Below are 19,869 nucleotides of genomic sequence, written 5' to 3'. Positions count from 1 at the left end.
GTGACCAGCGCCGTCTCGGGCTCGTCTGCTGACCCGAACGCTGACATCGCGCATGGGCCTTGTCTCCCGGCTCCCGTCTTCCTGGGGATTCACCGGGGAATCCCCAGGCCCGGGTCGGGAGGTCGTGTGAGCCGTCGGATGTCCTCAGGGCGCGGCGCCCGAACGCCCGGCTGAGATGACGCCGACCGGGGGGCGGGTGGCCGGGTGGCGGCGGGCGCGGGGTCGTGGCGGGCACGCCAGCGGTCACGCTCTCTGGCTAGCTGGTCGGCCGGCTGGGCGAGGAGAGCTGGCTCGGCCGTCAGGCAGGTGATGCGGGCGCGGACAGCGGCCAGTTCTGTCTGGGTGGCGGCGATGTCCCGGTCGATATCGACCAGCCGCTCCGCCGGGTCGGGGGTCCAGGCCAGGCGCCCGAAGCGGGCGAGCCGGTCCTCGTGCTGACGGCGGGCGTCGACCACCTCAGCCCCGGCGTGCCGGTGGGCCTCCTGGGCGGCGGCTGTGACCGCGAGCAGCTGGGCGTGTTCGGGGTGGGTGTGTTCGGCGTGGTGGCGGGCGTAGGTGTCGAAGGCGGTCCAGAGCCGCGGTCGGTCGTCGGACCGGTCAGCCAGGCGCGCGATCTGCTTCGGCTCTATGGGCATGGCCGGGAGATAGGGCCGCCAGGCGTTCGCCCAGTCGACCAGCTGCTCCCCGGCCCGGTTCACCGCCGCCCGCCGAATCCCGAGCCGGCCGGGACCGTCGAGCACGACCCGCGCGGCGGCGCGGGCGGCGTTCCGCCCAGTGTCCCAGCTGTAGAGCAGCGTGTCGCGGATCCGGTCGGTCTCGGCGGTGACAGCCGCGCCGCTGGCGTCGGCCCGCGCCGTGGCGTGGCGGGCGTCGATTCCAGTCCGTTCGTACCGGGCTTCCAGCGCGGCGGCTCGGTCGGAGTAGGGGGACTCGAGCGCGACTATCTGACGCAGCGCGTCCCGGCGCGGCAGATCGTGGGCGAGCCGATCCAGGCAGCGCTGCTCGGCCGTCCACGCGGAGTGCAGGTCGGCGAGCGCCTGCTCCAGCGGGCGCTGTGGGGCGTAGCGGGCGGCCTCGGCGGCCGCGAGTTCGGCGGCGCGCGCGGGGCCGAGGTCGGCGCGGTCGCGGGCGAAGACGGCGAGCCACTGCTCCCGCGCCTCGGCGCGGTCGGCCGCGACGAGGTGGGCGGTGTTGGCGGTACGGCCCCGTGTCATCCCCACGTAGGCCGCGGCGGCGCCGGTGTCCTCGCCGACCACCAGGTGCGCGGCGGTCACGGTGTCACCCTGGGTGCCGTGCGCGGTGGTGGCGTAGGCCAGTTCCACGTGCGCGGTGACGTAGTCGGCGGGCAACACCCGCGCACCTGTCCCCGCCGGGGTGACGTCGAGGGTAACGGCGAGGGTGACAGCTGCGACTACGCCGTCGGCCGGGGTGACATGCCCTGTGCCGTGGGGGGTGATGAGCAGCCCGCCATTCCGGTCGACGCCGGTGACCGTCCACAGGTCGCGGTTGGCGACTTGCAGGTCGCGGTCGTTGCGGCGGGTGGCGATCCGGTCGCCGACGCCGATCCGCTCCCCCGCGGCGGTGACCACCACCCGCCGGTCGTCAACCCGGCCGTCGGTGACCAGGCGGTCCCGGATGGCGGCGTTGAGGGCGGTGGCCTGCTCGCGGGTGGCGGCCACCACGGCCACGCGCTCGCCGGCGGCGTAACTGTCGGCCGCGGCGGTGGCGAGTGCCTCCCGCAGTGCCGGCGGGTCGGGGTGCAGCCGGATCTGCCCGCGGGCCAGCAGCGCGTCGAACACCGTCCCGGGGTTGGTGCCGGCGCGCATCGCCAGGGTCAGTTCCGCGTAGTCGCCGTCCGGTGTGCTGCGGCCGGTGGCGTCGGTGCGGGTGAAGCGGTGTACTCCGATCAGGGTCAGGTGCCCGGCCGGATCGACCTGAGCCGCGGCCAGGTCCAGCACGCCGCCGCGGCCGACCGCCGCGAGCTGATGCCGGTCGCCGAGCAAGGCGACGCGCACCCGGCACTCGTCGGCGACCGTCAGCAACGCCCGGGCGGTGTCCTGATCCAGCATGCCCGCCTCGTCGACGACGAGGAGGTCGCCCGCGGCCAGCCGCGCGGCGTCCCGGGGGCCGGTGTAGAGCGCTCCGGTGACCGGATCGGCCTGGCCGGCAGACAACCGGGTCCAGACCCCGTCGCCGTTCCAGCGCCAGCCGTACTCAAAGGCCAGCCGCGCCGCCGACCCGGCGACCGCGCCGACCTCGGCCGCAGCGACCTTGGCCGCCTTCAGCGTCGGGGTGACGACCACCAACCGGCGCCCCTGCCCGGCGAGCAGGGTCTGGGTGGCGGCCAGGGTGGTGGTCTTGCCCGCCCCGGCGGCGCCCTCGACCACGACCAGGGCCCGCGGGCCGGCGAGCGCGGCGACCGCCGCGGCCTGTCCCGGGTCCAGCCGCGCGGCACCGGCGGCGACGTCGGCCGGCGGTATCGGGCCGGGGCCCGGGGTGTCGGCCGGGCGCTGGGTGGCGCGGGCGGCGAGGCGGTCGGTGAGGTCGGCCTCGACATCGAGCACCGGCGCCGAGGTCCACGCCCGAATGTGCTCCGGCACCCCGCCGGCAGGACCGTCGCGGTCCAACAGCGGCACGCACCGGACCAGGGTGCGGGCGGTGAGGTCCTCGGCCAGCTCGATGCGCACCGCCGGGTCGGTGACGATGCCGGCGGCGGCGATCAGCTGTTCGACCTCGCCCCGGACGTCGGCGGCGTTCCACGCCGAGCGGCCGGCGCCCAGCCGGGCCAGCACCCGGTCGGCCGCTCCCTCGCGGTCCAGTGCACCGACCGGCGCAGGTGCCAGGTCCACCGGCCGGCCGCGGTCGCGATACCCAAGGGCGGCCAGCTCGGCCGCCCACCGTGCGGTGAGGTCCTCCCCCGGCTGCGGCCGCACCTTGTCCGGGCGGCCCGCTGCCCACGCTCGCGCGTCCCAGGCCCGGCGCAACGCCGGACCGGGGTGCTCGCCGGGATGCGCCGCGACCCATTCTCGTTCGTAGGTGTCGATGTTCCGGGCGATCTGCGCAGCCCGCGCGCTGAAGGCGCCCACGAAATCCGCTAACTGCCGTATCTCCCCGTCGGCATCCAATGCATATCCGTGGGCGGCGAGCGCGGCCCGGAATTGCGGATCGCAGGAGACCGCGGCGTGCCCGATACCGTTGATCGCGGCGAGGGAATCGCGCACGCCGACGGTGTGCAGGCCGCGCCATTTCCCGGCCGCGAACACCCGGGCGTTGATCTGCAGGTGCAGATGGCGGTGCGGATCCCCGGCCCGCGACGTGTAGTGCGCCACCGTCACCGCCTCGGCCACCTGCACCGGCACCTGCACCTGCCCGCCGCCCGGACCGACCCGGGTGGTGGCGTGCTGCCCGAGCCAGCCGATGATCTGCTCGGCCGCCCGGGCCTGGGCCGCGTCATACGCCGTCGCAATGTCCGGATGCAGCGCCGCGGCCAACGACCACGTCTTCGGGCCATTGACCACCACCTCGACGAACCGCACCGCACGCCCGTCGCCGCGCAGCTGCCCCCGGGGCTGCCCGGTGCCCGGGTCACGGCCGGCCGCCCACGTCTCGTAGGCCTCCCCGGTCAGCGACGCCAGCTCGCTCACCCGCCCCTCGGTGACGCTGAACCGGCGCGCGACACCGGCGCCCTCGGTGAGGTAGTAGTCATCCGCCCGGCCCCGGTCGACCTCCACGTACTGCCGGGCAGCCGCCGGCGCGCCGGCGTAGATTTTCATCCCGCCATGCATTTCCAACGCCACCCGACAATGACCAACAAGTCACCCCCAGAAACGGCGATGGGCCCCGCGAAGCGGGGCCCGACCTACCTCCGAAGGTAGCATGCGTGCCGTTCTGTCGGGAAGGCGGAAGTAAGAGGGGAAAAGGGCTGTAGTGGTGCGCGGCGAGTCTTCGCTAGCGTCATTCTGTTGGCTAGTGACGGCGAATGCTGATTGAGCAAGTGGTCACTTGTCGGGGGCTGCAGGTGCTTGCAACGATCAGCTCTGCGATGCATCGGCACGGGTCACGGGGCGGCCTGCGACACGGCGGCGTGGATGATGAGCGACAGCCGGATGATGAGGCTGCGCGCGGCTGGTGTCGGCGTCCCCGGCCGACCAGGCGGCGACGTAGGGGACGGTGTAGGCGACGGACTCGGCTTGGGCCTCGGCCTGCTCGCGGTAGCCCCGGTAGTCGTAGCCGTTGGCGGTGTGCCCGCACTCGATGTGCGCGAGTTCGTGGGCGAGGGTGTTGATCGCCTGGGCGTCGGCGACGTCCGGGCGGACCTACACGGTGCGGGCGGCCGGATCGGTGAGGCCGTTGGCCGGCCCGCAGTCCTCGCGGGTGAGCGTGTAGCCGTGGGCCGTGACCTGCGCGGCCAGCCTCCCACAAGGCGGCGGGGGCGTCGCCGGTCAGCAGCTCGGGTGTGATGTCGGGCAGTGGGTCGCCGTCGGTCTGGGAGATCTCGAAGACGTGCGCGACCCGGAGCCCCCGCAGCAGCCGCGGCCCGGCCGGCCGGTCGGCGTCCCCGCCGGCCCCGCCGCTGTCGTGGCGGCGGGGACGGCGTGGTCGGTGTGCTGCCCGGTGCCGGTGTCGGCCTGGGTGTCCTTGGGGGCGTACGTGCAGGGGGCCAGGACGGCGAGCCCCGTGGAACCCTTGACCACCCTGCGGCGCAGCGCCTTCCAGGTGCCGAACCCGGCGACCCGGGTCGGGCTGATGCCCAGCCGCGCGGCCTGCAGCTGGATCAGCAGCTGGTTGCCCAGGCTGTAGGTGTGGAACTTCGCGGCGGCATCGAGCATCGCCCGCCACTGCGGATCGGCGGTCAGCGCCTCGACGTGCTCGCCGATCTGGTCGTGCAGGGCGGCGATCTTCGCCGCCCGGACGGCGTCGGCGGCTTCCGCCCGCGCGGCGCTGAGGCGGGCGCGCCTGCCCCGCCCGCCCGTGGCGGTGCGGCTGCTGCTTGCCGTGCTGCTGGTGCTGGTGCTGATGCTGGTCATCTGGACCCTCCCGGAACTGGAACCGAAACCGGTACGGGAGGAACTGCGGAACAGGTGTCCTGCCACCCATTCCCCCGGCCCGTCCGGCAAAGAGCTCTGCTCAGGGGCCGGAAGCGACGGCAGGGGACGACCGGACCAAGACTGCTTCCGCAGCGCAGCGCCCGAAGGGCGGAAGGATCTTGGTCCGGTCGGGAGGAGACGGCGCGGGAGGCCCCTACGCTGAGCTGCCGGACGGGTCGGGGAACCAGCAAACACAGCCCGCCGCAGGCGGACGGTGACGACGGCGCAGCCGGAGCCACGCGCAGCGTGGCCCGAATAGTGCTCCTCGACTGCCCCGCCGGCCGCGGTCCAGCGATCTCGGCGGCGGACCCACCGGTCAGGGCGCCCCGGTCACCCGACGCGTCGCGGAGGTCCCTGCCGGACCGGTCACGCGCTTCATGGTCCCGCCGTGCCCCGAGTGCGGTGTCGGGCGCCATGAGTCGAGCATGGCCAGCCCGGCGCGCGCCCGGGGGCGTCCGACCGGGTGTTGTGGACGGGAGCGGTTGTCCACACAACCCGCTTGCGCCGCAGGGCCACGATGCGCACGGCCTGCATCGGCGGACTGGAGGACAACCGGAGGACAACTGCAGGAACCCCAGGTCAGCAGCGGGCCTCCAGTATCTCTCTAGTCCCGTCGGGGCACGGGTACCGCGACTGTCGTCGGACTACCGGAGAACGTGCCGAACGGCAGCCGCAGGACCCGGGGGCGTCCACCGGCTGTCCCGGCCTCGACGCCCGCCGTCGGCAGATGAGGCGCCTGCATCGCTGACGGGTGACGCGCCAGCGGTCGCCGCTACCGGAGAAGAACTGGAGACCGGCAGAAAAAGCTGGCCGTCGAGTGTCACCAATGGACCCGAAATGGCGCCTTCTGCGGTAACGGCACAACCACCGACGCCCCCCGGGAGCCAGCCATGCCCGACCCCACCTCCGACCACGAGCCCGAGCTGCTCACCATCACCGAGGCCGCGGACCTGCTCCGCGCCCCCGTCGCCACCCTCCGGTACTGGCGACACCTCGGCAGCGGCCCGAACAGTTTCCGGCTCGGCCGGCGCGTCCTCTACCGCCGCGCCGACCTGCGCAGCTGGGTCGACGCACACGCGGACCAGCCCCCGAGCCGATAGCCGCCGCGCCTCTAGCGGAGAGCGGCCGGACCGGACACGCGACCGCTGCGTGCTCCTGGCACACGGTGGGGCCCGATGGCCACCCCCGGCTGTGGACAACGACGGCCATCCCCAGAGGCCGGACGGGACCGACTCCGGCGGCGCCGCAACGGCAACGTTCATGTGACCGAGAGGAGGAAGCGATGGGATGGATGGGTCCGGTCGCCGACGGCCAGGCGCACGAGGGCTGGGTGGTGCCGCTGTTCGCCGACGGCGCCCAGGGCGCCGGCACCACCGGCGCCCGCGGCGTGCTGATCGCCCGCCGACCCGACGAGGGACCGCGGAACGGCGACCGGGTGCGGCTGACCGACCGCGACGGCCGCACCGTCGAGGGCATCTGGTCCGACGGCACGGTCATCGGCGGTGCCGGGGTTACCCCCGACGGTGCCGGCGGCCAGGTGCGCTGCGAGGTGATCGAGGAGGCCGAGGAGTGGCGCCCGGACGCAGACGTGGTCGGCTGGGTCGCCGGCTGCACCTGCGGCTGGCGCGGCGCCCCCTGGACCCGCGTCACCACGTGGGCGCTGGCCGAGCCGGCGGCGCGGCGGCTCGCTACCGCTGGCCCGTGGGCCGATCTGGAGGCCGCCGACGAGCACCGGGTGATCACCGAATGGCGCCGGCACATCGCCGGATGGCAGGCCCTCGAGGAGGTCGAGGAGGCCGCCGCCCGGCAGGCCGCCGCCGCCCGCGCGCTGGACGAGGCGGTGCGCGCCGCAGTCGCGGCCGGAGCGTCGTGGGCCGCCATCGGCCGGGCCACCGGCCTGACGACCGGGTCGGCCACCGAGCGGTGGTCCGCCCGTGACTGAGCAGCCGACCGGCCAGCCCAGACCGAGCGTGGACACCCGGCCAGCGCAGCGGACCGTGCTCGTCGTCGACCTCGACGGCGAGCCGTTGGCGCCGCTGCGCGCCCTGGAGGAGATCCTGCTGTGCCTGGGCACATGGGAGGACGACGACCGGCAAGATCCGGGCGCCGACACGGAGCCGCTGCGGCTGCCGGCGCCACTGGCCGACCGGGTCGCCCTCGCCGCCGTGCAGCGCCTCCTCACCACCCTGGCGCCCACCCAGTCCCGGGCAGCGGAGGGCCGGCAGCTCGCTCCCGACGGTCGATACGAGCACGCGCCGATGACCGTGCTCAGCCTGCCCGCCGCCGACATCGACCTCCTGTCCACCACCGCCGCCGCCCTCGGCCACCCCGGACTGGACCCCGACATCACCAACCTGGTCGACGCGTCTGCCGAGCAGCTGAACCTTCGCTACCGCCGCGCCGGCCGCACCGAACTGGTCGCGCTCTTGGCACGGCTCGCGGGCCTGCTCGACCTCGCTCCCACCGACGACACCCGACTGCTCACCGCCCGGCTGCGGGCAACCCCGCCCGGCGTCGACAGTGTGCTCAGCGACGCCGAGGAAGCCGCCCACGCCCGCACCGCCGACCGCATGAACCATCTCTGGGCCCACGGTTCCGCCATCGACCGCTACCTCTACTGACCCGGCCGCCCGGGCCGCGGCCGCCGCGACGCTCGCACACCAGGAAAGGGAGCGAAGGGACGCCGGGTCCGACGAGCCGCTCGAGAGGCGCGAGGGAGGCGCGTGCCTGGTGGGGCGTTCTGTTACGCCGACGTAACCAAGAGATAGCTGCGGACCGTTCCTTCTCGAGGCGACCTCTGTGAGGGTGTTCTCTTGGAGTGACGAGTCGTTCACTCCTGGTTGCGTCTCTCAGGTGGTCTTCGTGCGCGTGCGTTCTGCCTCCAGTCCGGGTCCGACGTGGCGCGCCCGGGCGCCGCTCGGCGTGCTCGTCGCTGCCGCGGTGCTCGGTTCGATGCTGGTCGTGGACCAGCCGGCGCAGGCCGCCCCGCAGGGCCCGGCGGTGCTGCCACGGGACCTGCCGGCTCTGGCGATGCCGGAGGCGGCCGGTGTTCCGGCGCAGGACCCGGCGACGGAGGCGACCTTCGCGCCGCTGGGCGAGCGCAACCCGGACGGGTCCTCGTTCGACCCGGCTCGTTCGGAGGCCACCGAGCGGACCGAGTTCACCACCACCTACGCCAACCCCGACGGCACGCAGAGCTACCGCCAGTCGACGACGCCGCTCAACGTCCAGGACGAGGACGGCGACTGGCAGCCGATCGACGTCGACCTGGAGGCCGAGCGGTCCGGGCGGGTGGAGGCCGACGCGCACCCGCTGAGCCCCTCGTTCGCCCCGGCCGCCGACGGCGCCGGGCTGCTGCAGGTCGAGGTGGGCGGGGACTCGGTGTCCCTGGGCTTCGAGAACGCCGCCCGCGGGCGCAAGGTGGAGGTCGACGGCGCGACCGCCACCTATGAGGACGTGGCCCCCGCCACCGACCTGGAGTACGAGGTCACCCCGGGTTCGGTGAAGGAGACCATCGTTCTGGACCGGGCGCCGAAGCCGGGGAAGAACAGCTGGCGGTTCACCCTGGCCACCGACGGGCTCACCCCGCGGCTGGCCGAGGACGGCAGCGTGGAGCTGGTCGACGGCGACGGCGGCGTTCCGGTCATGTTGCCGCCGATCGAGACCTGGGACTCGGCCGGCGGCGGCACCGAACCCCCGGCGCTCACCGGCGGCACCTACGGCCTGCAGCAGACGGGCAACAAGTGGGTGCTCACCGTCACCGTCGACGAGGCATGGCTGCAGGCCCCCGAGCGGGTGTACCCGGTCAGCGTCGACCCGACGTTCACCTACACGGCGATGGACACCCGCGCCTACCGCTCCAACGGCTACACCTGCACCAACTGTGGCGTCAAGATCGGTAACAGCATGGCCGGTACCGCGGCCAACCCGGACACCTACAACCGGACAGCGGTGAAGTTCGACTACTCCGCCCTGTGGGGCAAGAACGTGGTCAACGCCCAGGTCGACGTGGCCCGGATCAACCCGACGACCTTCCAGAAGGCGTGGGAGGCCACGATCCACCACGCGACCGCGCTCAACTACAACGGCGTCGGGCAGCTGCTGGGCACCGGTGTGGTTGGCGACGTGGGCCGGCTGACCGGCCCGGCACTGACCCAGTTCGTCCGCGACCGGGTCAACGCCCGCGACCCGAACGCCTACTACATGCTGGTCGGCACCGAGCAGTCCAGGGTGGGCACGTACAAGAACCTGACCGCGACGATGACCGTCGACGTCGGCTCGGCCGCACCCGCGCCGGTGATGACCGCGCCGGCCAACGACGCGGTGCTCACCTCGCTGACTCCGACCCTGTCGGTGAACCCGGTGACCGACCCCGACGGGGAGCCGGTGTCCTACTGCTTCCGGATCGCCACCGGCGCCGACGGCAAGACCGGCGCCGTCGTGGACTCCGGCTGCCGGCCTTCGACGTCGTGGACGGTGCCCGAAGGGGTTCTGGCCGACGGCGTCGCCTACACGTGGCTAGCCAGCGCATACAGCGGGACGACGATGGTCACCAATCCGGCGGTGGGCCGGTTCAAGATCGACCAGCGGATCGGCAACCGCGGGCCGGCGCCTGTGGACTTCTTGGGCCCGGTGCAGGTGAACCTGGCCAACGGCAACGTGACCACCTCGGCGTCCTCGCCCACGTTCACCACGGTGGGCGGGTCGGCGGGGCTGAACCTGACCTACAACTCCCAGCAGCCGCAGCAGGGCGGGCTGACCGCCTCCTATTTCGACGACCCCTCGCACGCCGGTCTGATCAACGACAACTTCCAGAAGCCAGTGCTGGTGCGCAACGAGCCGCAGATCAACGCTGACTGGGGCACCAGCTCGCCGTTCCCGCCGATCCTCGGCGGTGACTGGTGGCTGGGACGCTGGCAGGGCTTCTTCGTGCCGCCGGTGACCGGCACCTACCAGTTCGCCGGCGTGCACGACGACGTGGCGACGGTGGAGATCAACGGCGCCTACGTCTACGACGTCCGATCGCCGAGCTCGCTGAACTGGGCCAACGCCAAGAACGTCGACCTCATCGCTGGCCAGATGGTGCCGATCACCGTGGAGCTGCAGGAGCTGACCGGCGCCGCCCAGCTCAAGCTTTTCACCCGCACCACCGCCGGCGGCGTGGTGCCCGAGCAGATCATCCCGACCAGCTGGCTGACCACCGCCGATAGCCCCGCGCTGCCCAAGGGCTGGACCCTCTCTGCCGACCTGGACGGCAGCGGCGCGACCTACACCGAGGCCACGATGGCCGACCAGACGGTCGTGCTGACCGACGCCAGCGGCGCCAAGCACACCTGGACCAAGACCGCCGGCGGCTACGCGCCCCCGACCGGCGAGGACGGCGTACTGGCCATCGACTCCTCGGGCCGCATTACCGTCACCGAGGGCGGGCAGGTGTACGCCTTCCGCACCGATGGGAAGCTGGACTCGCTCACCAGCGTGCTGGACTCCCGCAAGCCTGCCGCGCTGCAGAATGTGTACTCCGGCACCCCGTCGCGGTTGACTCAGATCAAGGACCCCGTCTCCGGCCGTGCCCACACCCTCACCTACAACCGGCCCGGGGAGAACTGCTACGGCGGTGCCAACGTGCCCGCCGGCTTCGACGCGGCGGCACCGGGCCGGATGCTGTGTCGGGTCACCTACTGGGACGGCACCGAGACCCGCTACTGGTACGCCCAGGGCCGGCTGGCCCGCATCGAGGACCCGGGCGGTGAGCTCACCGACTACGCCTACGACGCTTCCGGGCTGCTGACCGGCGTTCGGGACAGCCTTGGCGCGGACTGGGTCGCGGCGAACCCCGCCGCCAACGCCGCGGCCGACGCGACGACGACGATCGGCTACACAACGCACCGGGGCAAGCCCGCCGCCCAGGTGGTGGCCGGGCCGAAACCGAGCGCCACCCAGGAGCGCCCGCAGCGGTCTTACCGCTACGACGCGGCCACCCGCACGACGTTCGTCGACGTCGCCGGCCTGACCCCGGCCGGCGGGTTCGCCAGCAAGGTCGTCGTCGACGACGCCGACCGGCTGCTGTCGGCCACCGACGCCACCGGCCGGACCAAGTCGCAGACGTGGAACGTCAAGGACATGCCACTGACGTCCACCGACGCGGCCGGGCGGGTGTCGACCACCGTCTACGACGACCGCGATCGGCCGGTCGCCACCTACGGCCCGGCGCCGGCGTCCTGCTTCACGGGCCAGACGCCCACGAGCGCCTGCGCCGCGACAGTGCCGCAGACCCGCACCGGCTACGACGAAGGCCTGGTCGGCCTGTGGGCGGCGTTCTACGACAACACCACGCTGACCGGCGCCCCGAAGGTGCACCAGACCGGGCTGGGCGGCACCGACGGCCGGCTGCGCGCCGTCTGGAACGGCACGGACGCCCCCGCGGCCGGCATCCCGGCCGCGTCCTTCTCGGTGCGCGCCACCGGGGAGATCACCTTTCCCGCCGCCGGCACCTACACGCTCGAACTTGAGGTCGACGACGGCGCCCGGCTGTGGATCGACGACACCCTGATCGTCGACTCCTGGGTCAGCGGCTCGCCGCGCCTGGTCTCGGGCGGGTACGCCAACGCCGTCGCCGGCTCGACCCACCGCATCCGCGTCGACTACTTCAACGGTGCCGGCCCCGGCTCGCTGAACTTGAACTGGCGACGGCCCGACGGAGCGTCCGAGCCGGTGCCCGGCGCGAACCTCAAGCCCGGTTACGGACTGACCACCTCCAGCACGCAGGCCGAGTCGGCCGGCGTGCCGGACAAGACCACGACCACCCGCTACACCGACAACGGGCTCGACGCCGGCTACGGCCTGGCCACCAGCACCACCATCGGCGGGCTGGTGACCAGCGGCACCAAGTTCGAGCCGCCCGGCTCGGGCTACCTGCGCTCGACGGCGAAGGTCATGCCCAGCGGGGCCCAGGTCACCTACACCCCCTACGGGGACGCCGAGCAACGGGACAACCCGTGCACCACGGCCGCCGATCCGGCCAACCAGGGCGGCCTGCCGAAGCTGAGCACCCTCGTCACCCCTGCGTCGGGGGAGCCGCGCACCGACGAGCAGGTCTACGACGCATCGGGCCGGGTGGTCGCCCGGGCCAGCTCCGGTGGCTGGGAATGCACCACCTACGACGACCGGGACCGGGTCGTGACGCAGACGTTCCCGGCCAACGGCGACACCCCCGAGCGGGTCGTGCGCACCACCCACGCGGTCGACGGCAACCCGCTGATCTCCTCGGTGTCCGACAGCGCCGGCACCATCACCACCGAGGTCGACCTGCTCGGCCGGGTTGTCCGCTACACCGACGCCGTCGGCGTGACGACCTTGACCAGCTACGACCGCGCCGGGCGGGTGACCGCAGAGCGGCTCGTCCCGCCCAACAGCGCCGACGCGCCGCAGCAAACCGCCTACACCAACGATGACGCTGGACGGCTGCTGACCGTGGCGCTGGACGGGGCCGCGCTGGCCACCGTCACCTACACCGGGGCCGGTGAGGTCGCCTCGGTGGCCTACGGCAACGGCAGCGGGCTGGCCGCGGTGGGCCGGGACGCGGCCGGTGCGCTGACGTCGCAGGCGTGGCGGACCGCCGACGGGAGGGACGTGGTGTCGGCGGTGACCCGCACCCGCGCGGGCACGGTGGTGGACGAGTCTCTGGCCGGGGCCGATGCCCGCCCCGGTGCGCCGAACTTCGTCTACGACCCGGTCGGCCGGCTGACCGAGGCGTGGGTGCCCGGCCGCCAGTACAGCTACGATTTCACCTCGCCCGCCGACGCTGCGTGTCCGGCAGGCAGCCGGGCGAACGCCGGGGCGAACACCAACCGGATGCGGATGGTCGAGGTCACCGCAGCCGGGTCGGCGGAGACCCGGTACTGCTACGACGACGCCGACCGGCTCCTGGCCACTCTCGGCGCCACCGCGATTTCCGACGTTCGCTACGACGCCGAGGGCTCCACCACCTCCTACACGCAAGGCTCGGCAACTACGACGCTGAGCTGGGATGGGGCCGGCCGCAACACCGGCCTGAAGGTCACCGGCGCCGACCCGGCTGCCGTAACGTATCTGCGGGATGCCACCGACCGGATCATCCGGCGCACCACCACCGGCGGCGACACCATCGACGAGGTGCGCTATGGCTACTCGGCCGGCGGGGACACCGCCGACCTGGCCCTCAACGGCGCCGGGCGGTTGCTGACCCGCAGCATTGCCCTGCCCGGCGGGGTGCTGCACACCTGGACGACCGACTCGGCCGCGCGCACCTTCGACCACCCCACCGTCCGCGGCGACCTGTCGCTGACCACCGACGCAGCCGGGCTGCAGAAGGGCGAACTGCGAATCTGGGGCCCCTACGGCGAGGCGCTCAGCGCAGACGGGGACGGGTTGCCGGACAACCAGCCTGGCAACATGGACCACGGCTGGCTCGGCCAGCACCAACGCCCGATCGAGCACGCCGGCGCACTCGCCATCGTCCAAATGGGCGCCCGCCCCTACAGCCCCCTCCTCGGGCGCTTCCTCTCCGTCGACCCCGTCGACGGTGGCGGTTTCAACGACTACGAATACGTCGGCGCTAATCCAATCAACATCGTCGATCTTGACGGCCAGTCGTGGTTGAGTAGGGCTTGGGGGCGCGTGAAGAAGGCAGCCAACAGAGCGGTCTCCTTCGTGAACCGCCACAAGACGGCCATCCAGGTCGTCGCCTTCGGGGCGTGCATGTTCGCGACCGTCGGTGGCTGTCTGATGATCGGCGTGGGTGTCGCCGCCGCCACCAACTTCAGTCCTAGGCGAGGACGGCTCCCGAGTTTCAATGCTCGAGCCGCCGGAGTCGACGTACTCTTCGCCGGCCTCGGTGCCGGTATCGGTAGGGGCGCTCAGGCGATCGGGAGGGCGACCGGGCGGAAGCTGCCCTGGATCCCTCGACTTGCGGGTGGTGGCGCCCAAGCCTTCGCGTTCAATGGGATGGCTGATGGCTGGAAGCGGGACATACCCCAGCGTCGGCGAGGGAGATAGGCGTCATGGGCAGGCTTGTTGGCGTACCTGGAAAACGGAAGGACGAGCGGGGGTGACCACCATGAGCAAGGCCGTGGCGGGTCGGCGGGTCCTCGGAACGTGGGGACCCACTGTGCTGGCGGTGGCGAGTGCCGGAGTCCTCCTGATGGTCCTCATCGGCGTCGGCGTCAGCATCGCTGCGCCGGCCAGCGCAGGCGAGATCGTCGTGACGCTCCTGCCGCTCACCATCGCGATCGTCGTGCTCGGACTGACGGCCTCTGCCCGAATCGTTGGCGGCCCAGGTCCATTCATCTTCGTCATCGGCATAGTCACGTACAAGCGGGTGCCGGTTGGAATGATCGACGAGGTGCACTCGGACGACGGCCTTCGTATCACGCTCGTCTCAGGAGAGCAGGTCACGTCCCTGGCCTTCGGGAAGTCGCTCTTGGGTCAATTAGTCGGTTACCCGCGCTCCGTCAGGGCGGCTCACCGCATCGAGGCATTCATTGCTCAGTTTCCTGATCGGGGCGGTCACGACTGCGGCGAAGATAAAGTCAGCACTGGTCTAAGAACGTCCACGTTGACGTGGGCCTCGTTGTGCGCTGCGGTCGCTACCTGCATGGCAGTCATCATCAATCTCCTCGAGTACTCCTAGCGACGCCGCGAATCTTCTCCGGAAGCCTGTCTCAACTGGAAGTGCGGATGAGCGGTTCGGCCTACGTCGCATTGCTGCAGGAAGCCGCTGGCTGAATCCGGTCGCCATCTCCCAGGAGGCTGGAGGGTAAGCGCAGTAGCAGGAGTATCAGCCCAGAGGCTGTCGCTGGATAGTGCCCAACTGTTTCACTTTCCTAGGTTCTCGAAAGAGGGACCGTCCTGCTCAGTCGCCCGGGAGAGGGTAAGAGGAAACTCCTGGGCAACGATAAGTGCGATTTAGAAGGCAGGTTTTCACTCCTCGGTCGGCCCGGCCGACGAGGCCAGGGCAATTGCCGCTAGGGTGTGCAAGGGTGCCGTCGCGTTGCCCTGCCCCTACTGCGGCTGGTGGCACGTCGTGGGCTACGGCTCAGCGATCGAACGGCCCAGCAAGCCCCGTAAGCGGCGCTAATTCCTGACGGATCACCGGCCGGCCACCAGCCCGCGACCGACGCACGACGCCGCAGTCGTCAGGCAGGCAGCGGCCACGCGACCAGTGGCGGCAAGCGTCCGCCGGGACCAGGGACGCCGTCTGGGCCGTGCACGGCCGCCTGCTGGCCGTGGCTGCCCGCGGCGTGGGCGATCGCGGCGAGGACGAGGGTGAGGGCGTGGCGGTCGAGGCCGGTGGCGAGGTCGCCGAGGTCGACGGGGTGCCCGTCCGCGATGCTGGCGGCTGCCCGCAGGACCTGTTGGTCACTGCTTCTGCCGGTGACGGTGCCGATGCGAACGGCCGCGTCGAGGTCGGGCCAGGCGATGTGGGCCCACAGTCCCTCGCCGTCGACGTTCCCGTCGAGGGTGATCAGTCCGGCGTGCTGCAGTTGCGGTAGCCAGTGGCCGGAGGTGATCAGCAGGAGGATCGCGGCCTCGTCGGAGTAGTCGCCGAGGGCGGCGCGCAGCAGGGCGTTCTCGACGTCGACCAGGTCGAGGTCGGCGGCTCTGGGTTCGAAGATCACTGGGTTCTCCTTTCCCGGACGGCGCGGTCGGGGGTGAGTGTGCCGTCGGGGTCTGACAGCGCGGCCGTCGACGGGTGTCGGGCGGCGGTCGCGGGCCTGGTGAGCGCGTCGGGCCGGCAGGCCCGCCGGCAGCTTGCTGACGGGTGGCTCCGACGCGCCAGCGGCGGGGCCGCGCGCGACCGCCGCCGCCGGCCGGCCACCCGAACCGGTCCCCCTCCCTCGGCGTGGCCGCCCCCGCGGGGCGGGGACGGCCGGACGCCGTCAGGTGACGTCGGGTGCGGGGTCGAGGGTGGGTTGGTTGGCGGCGTCGACGATCTGCCGTTCGATGTCGGCGAGGGTGTAGCCGCAGGAGACCAGGAACCGCAGCCAGCGGGCGTCGCCCGCGCCGGGGTTGCGCCAGGACTGGCGGTGCATGCCCGATTCGATGGCCCCGGCGACGTGCGCCAGCAGCGCCACGGCGAGGCGGGCGTCGGGCACCTGTTCGCCGCTGGTCAGCGTGAGCGCGGGCTTGTCCCGGGTGCCCCACCACTGGCCGGGGGCGTCGATGCCGAGGTCGGCGGCAGCGGCGTCCTGGGCGCGGTTGGGTTGCCCGGACAGCCACCGGGACACCGCCCGGGGGTCGGTGGTCAGCGTTTCGACGGCGAACCGCAGCGCCGCCTTGGGTGCGGTCTTGCGCTGCAGCAGGCCCTTGACCCACTCGCGGCGAGTCTCGTTGGCTGCGGCCATCGCCTTGTTGTTCTCGATGGTGGCCCGCCGTTCGGCCGCGGCGGCCTCGCGTTCGGCGTCGCTGGGGTCCCCGGCTGCTGCGTTGCTGGGCAGGGCGGTGGCCGTCCAGCGGTCGCGGTGGCCGTTGCCGGTCGGGTCGGTGCACACCTCGACCGGCTCTGGCCCCTGCCAGCCGGTGTTGCAGACGTAGACCGCCGCGCCGGGGCACCGGGCGTGGCCGTCGGCGGTCAGCGACTCGCCCTCGTGCTCGAGGTCGACCAGTCGGGTGGCGGCGCGGCCGGTGTCCTCGTCCAGAACGGTTCGCCCGGCGGCGGTCAGCTCGGCCAGCAGGGCTGCGGCCTTCTCCGCTTCCTGCTTCGCCTGCTTGGCCCGGGTCAGCGCGTGGGCGAACCGCCCGGGCCCCTCCCCCGCCGCCGCGATCAGGGTCGCGGTGGTGTCGGGGTCGGCGGCGTAGACGGCGACGGCGGCGGCCTGGTCCAGGGTCAGCCCGGCACCGGCGACCGCGGCGGCGGTGTCGCCGTCCAGCCGGGCGACCCCGGCGCCCTTGGCGACCCGCTTCCGACCGAGCCCGGTGGATTTGGCCACCCTGGTCAGCGGGACGCCGAGGTCGAGCATCGCCTGCACTCCGCGGGCCTCCTCCACCGCGGACAGGCCGCGGCGGTGCAGGTTCTCGGCCAGCATCGCGCCGACGTGTCCGGCCTGGGCGGCCCGGTCACCGTCGGCAGCGTTCCCGTCGTTCGCGAGGTCGGGGCGCAGCACGCACGGCACCGTGGTGACTTCGGCGAGGATGGCGGCGGCGGCCCGGCGGTGCCCGGCGACCAGTTGGTGTCCCGGCGTGCCGTCGGCGGCGGCGTGCGGGATCACGGTGAGGGCCTCCAGCACGCCCTGGGAGGCGATGGAGTCGGCCAGCCCGGACAGGTCGCCGAGGTCGTCGCGGATGTTGCGGGGGTGCACGGCCAGCTCGCGTGGGTCCAGCCATACCAGCCGGTGTGCCTGGCCGTTGTCCTGGGCCGGGTCGGCGCTTGTGGTGCCGGTGCCGGCCGGGTCGACGTGCTCGGTCTCGTGCTGCTCGATCCCGGCACTGTGAGCGTTTTCGGTCGCGGAAGGCTCGTCGGGCGTGGTCCCCCGGCCGGTGTTCAGGGCGGCAACTGTCGTGGTCGTGGTCATGGCGGGTTCTCCTTCGATGCTCTGCAGGGTGGCGGTGCGTTCGGTGGCGGTGCTGGCGGTGGGGGTGCTGGCGGCGGGGGTGCTGGTGGCGGGCATGTCGCGCTCTCCCCGCTCAGGCGGTGGCGATGCGGGCGCCCCCGGGCTGCGCGACCGGTCCGGCGGGCAGGGCGGTCTCCCCATCCCCGGACGGGGAATCGGTGGCCTCGGCGCCGTCGAGGTGGTCGAGGATGCGGCGGGCGGCGGCGGTCACCGTGGTCGCAGCGGCGCGGACGACGTCGGCGTCCCTGGCCGACCAGGCGGCGACGTAGGGGACGGTGTAGGCGCCGGAGTCCAGCCCGGCCCAGGCGGTGACGATGTAGGCGACCGACTCGGCTTCGGCCTCGGCCCGCCCGCGGCAGCCCCGGTAGTCGTAGCCGGCGGCGGTGTGCCCGCACTCGATGTGGGCCAGTTCGTGGGCGAGGGTCTTGACCGCTTGGGCGTCGGCGACGTCCGGGCGGACCCGCACGGTCCGGGCTGCCGGGTCGGTGACGCCGTTGGCCTGCCCGCAGTCCTCGCGGACGAGCGTGTAGCCGTGCGCCGTGACTTGGGCGGCCAGCGCGTCCCAGAGGGCGGCGGGGGCGTCACCTGCGAGCAGCTCGGGTGTGATGTCGGGCAGTGGCTCGCCCTCGGTCTGGGAGATGTCGAGGACGTGCGCGATCCGGAACCCGCGCAGCACCCGCGCCCCGGCCGGCCGGTCGGCGTCCCCGCCGGCCGGCTCCCCCGCCGTCTCCGTCCCTGTCGCCGTCGCGGCGGCGGGCGCGGCCCGGTCGGTGCCCTGGCCGGTGCTGGCGCCCTTGGGCGTGTAGGTGCACGGCGCCAGGACGGCGAGCCCGGTGGACTTCTTGACCACGCTGCGGCCCAGCGCCTTCCAGGTGGTGAACCCGGCGACGCGGGTGGGGCTGATGCCCAGCCGCGCGGCCTGCAGCTCGATCAGCAGCTGGTTACCCAGGCTGTAGGTGTGGAACTTCGCGGCGGCATCGAGCATCGCCCGCCACCGCGGGTCGGCGGTCAGCTGCTCGACCTGCTCGCTGATCTGGTCGTGCAGGGCGGCGATCTTCGCCGTCCGGGCGGCGTCGGCTGCCTCCCGCTGCGCCGGCCTCGGCTGCGGTCGCCGACTCCGGCTCCCCCTGTTGCTCGTGCCGCTGGCCGCGCTCCTGCGTGTGCTGCTGGTGCTGGTCATCTGGACCCTCCCGGAACTGGAGCCGACACCGGTACGGGAGGAACTGCGGAACCGGTGTCCTGCCACCCATTCCCCCGGCCCGTCCGGCAAAGAGCTCTGCTCAGGGGCCGGGAGCGACGGCGGGGGACGACCGGACCAAGACTGCTTCCGCAGCGGAGCGCCCGAAGGGCGGAAGGATCTTGGTCCGGTCGGGAGGAGACGGCGCGGGAGGCCCCTACGCTGAGCTGCCGGACGGGCCGGGGGACCAGCAAGCGCAGCCCGCCGCAGGCGGACCTTGACGACGGCGCAGCCGGCGCCACGCGCAGCGTGGCCCGAAGGGTGCTCCTGACCCCGCCCCACCGGCCACGGCGCGACGACGATGTCGGCGACCCCGGCGGTCAGCGATCCCTGGTCACCCGACACGTCGCGGGAGGCCCTGGCGGACCGATCACAGGCCCCGCCATGTGCCTCGTGTGCGGTGTGCAGCGCCATGAGTCGAGCGTGGTCAGGCCGGCGCCTGCCCGAAGGCGCCCGTCCGGATGTTGTGGACAGCAGCCGTTGTCCACAGGGACCGATTGCGCGCAGCGCCCCGATGCTCGCCCCTGCACCGGCCGACCGGAGGACAACAGGAGGAGAACAGGAGAATCCTCAGCTCGGCCGCGGACCCGCGGCGGTCTTCCGGTCCGTGCGGCACGGGGTGCCTCGACTGCCGGCGGTCTATCGGCGAAGGCGCTGCAGAAGCGCAGGTGCCGCGCAGGTCGGCCAGGGACAGCGGCGCGGAGTGCCACCCGGGCGTCGCCCCAGGACGAACGAGGCGGTCCGGGAGGCCGCTCACCGGGACCGGGCCGAACCCAGCCGCATCACCCGGGCAGGCTCACCGGCTGTCTCGGCGCCGCCCCGGCGCCGGCGGATGCCGGGCCTCCGTCGCTGACAGGTGACGCGACGCCTCATGGGAGGCCCCGACAGGAGAACAACCGGAGACCGCTCCAGAAAAGTTGGTCGTGAGGTGTCACCACCGGGCCCGAATTGGCGC

Annotated in this window: 10 protein-coding genes and 1 pseudogene; 5 read left to right on the top strand and 6 right to left on the bottom strand. The window is 72.9% G+C overall.

What is annotated here, in order from left to right; translation table 11 throughout:
- Window positions 1-89 precede the first annotated feature (89 nt).
- From mobF to DQ237_RS08015, 3 genes and pseudogenes are all read right to left on the bottom strand, one after another.
- Window positions 90-3,773 (bottom strand): MobF family relaxase, encoded by a 3,684-nt coding sequence (mobF, locus tag DQ237_RS08025; protein ID WP_113798909.1) that lies wholly within the window; start codon window positions 3,771-3,773, stop codon window positions 90-92.
- A 258-nt stretch (window positions 3,774-4,031) separates the two neighbouring features.
- Window positions 4,032-4,292, bottom strand: a pseudogene (locus DQ237_RS20610) (ImmA/IrrE family metallo-endopeptidase); the annotation flags it as partial.
- Window positions 4,293-4,442: 150 nt separating this feature from the next.
- The gene (locus DQ237_RS08015; protein ID WP_240619490.1) at window positions 4,443-5,027 is read right to left on the bottom strand and encodes an ArdC family protein; all 585 of its coding nucleotides are present in this window, start codon (window positions 5,025-5,027) and stop codon (window positions 4,443-4,445) included.
- Between the two features lie 950 nt (window positions 5,028-5,977).
- Here DQ237_RS08015 and DQ237_RS08010 point away from each other — a divergent pair.
- The 5 genes from DQ237_RS08010 (at window position 5,978) to DQ237_RS07990 (ending at window position 14,757) form a co-directional block, all read left to right on the top strand.
- A complete protein-coding gene (locus tag DQ237_RS08010; RefSeq protein ID WP_113798908.1) occupies window positions 5,978-6,187 on the top strand; it encodes a helix-turn-helix domain-containing protein in 210 nt (69 codons plus the stop codon).
- Window positions 6,188-6,369: 182 nt separating this feature from the next.
- Window positions 6,370-7,029, top strand: a complete 660-nt coding sequence (locus DQ237_RS08005) for a hypothetical protein (protein ID WP_113798906.1) — start codon at window positions 6,370-6,372, stop codon at window positions 7,027-7,029.
- The gene (locus DQ237_RS08000; protein WP_113798904.1) at window positions 7,022-7,708 is read left to right on the top strand and encodes a LuxR family transcriptional regulator; all 687 of its coding nucleotides are present in this window, start codon (window positions 7,022-7,024) and stop codon (window positions 7,706-7,708) included. Before DQ237_RS08005 ends, DQ237_RS08000 begins: the two co-directional genes overlap by 8 nt.
- A gap of 241 nt (window positions 7,709-7,949) precedes the next feature.
- Entirely contained in the window at window positions 7,950-14,123 is a 6,174-nt protein-coding gene (locus tag DQ237_RS07995) for a PA14 domain-containing protein (protein ID WP_147251762.1), read from the top strand.
- A gap of 52 nt (window positions 14,124-14,175) precedes the next feature.
- Window positions 14,176-14,757, top strand: a complete 582-nt coding sequence (locus DQ237_RS07990; protein WP_113798900.1) for a hypothetical protein — start codon at window positions 14,176-14,178, stop codon at window positions 14,755-14,757.
- Between the two features lie 505 nt (window positions 14,758-15,262).
- Here the strand turns inward: DQ237_RS07990 and DQ237_RS07985 are convergent.
- The 3 genes from DQ237_RS07985 to DQ237_RS07975 all read right to left on the bottom strand — a co-directional run bounded on the left by DQ237_RS07985 (window position 15,263) and on the right by DQ237_RS07975 (window position 18,857).
- Entirely contained in the window at window positions 15,263-15,745 is a 483-nt protein-coding gene (locus DQ237_RS07985; RefSeq protein WP_113798898.1) for a hypothetical protein, read from the bottom strand.
- A 261-nt stretch (window positions 15,746-16,006) separates the two neighbouring features.
- Entirely contained in the window at window positions 16,007-17,734 is a 1,728-nt protein-coding gene (locus tag DQ237_RS07980; protein WP_113798896.1) for a ParB/RepB/Spo0J family partition protein, read from the bottom strand.
- Between the two features lie 16 nt (window positions 17,735-17,750).
- Window positions 17,751-18,857 carry an ArdC-like ssDNA-binding domain-containing protein gene (locus DQ237_RS07975; protein ID WP_240619489.1) on the bottom strand — a complete coding sequence of 369 codons (1,107 nt, stop codon included), beginning with the start codon at window positions 18,855-18,857 and terminating at the stop codon, window positions 17,751-17,753.
- Between the last annotated feature and the right edge of the window lie 1,012 nt (window positions 18,858-19,869).

Source organism: Blastococcus sp. TF02-8, assembly GCF_003319175.1.
Taxonomy (GTDB): Bacteria; Actinomycetota; Actinomycetes; order Mycobacteriales; family Geodermatophilaceae; genus Blastococcus.
This window is presented reverse-complemented; position numbering and strand designations above follow the sequence as displayed.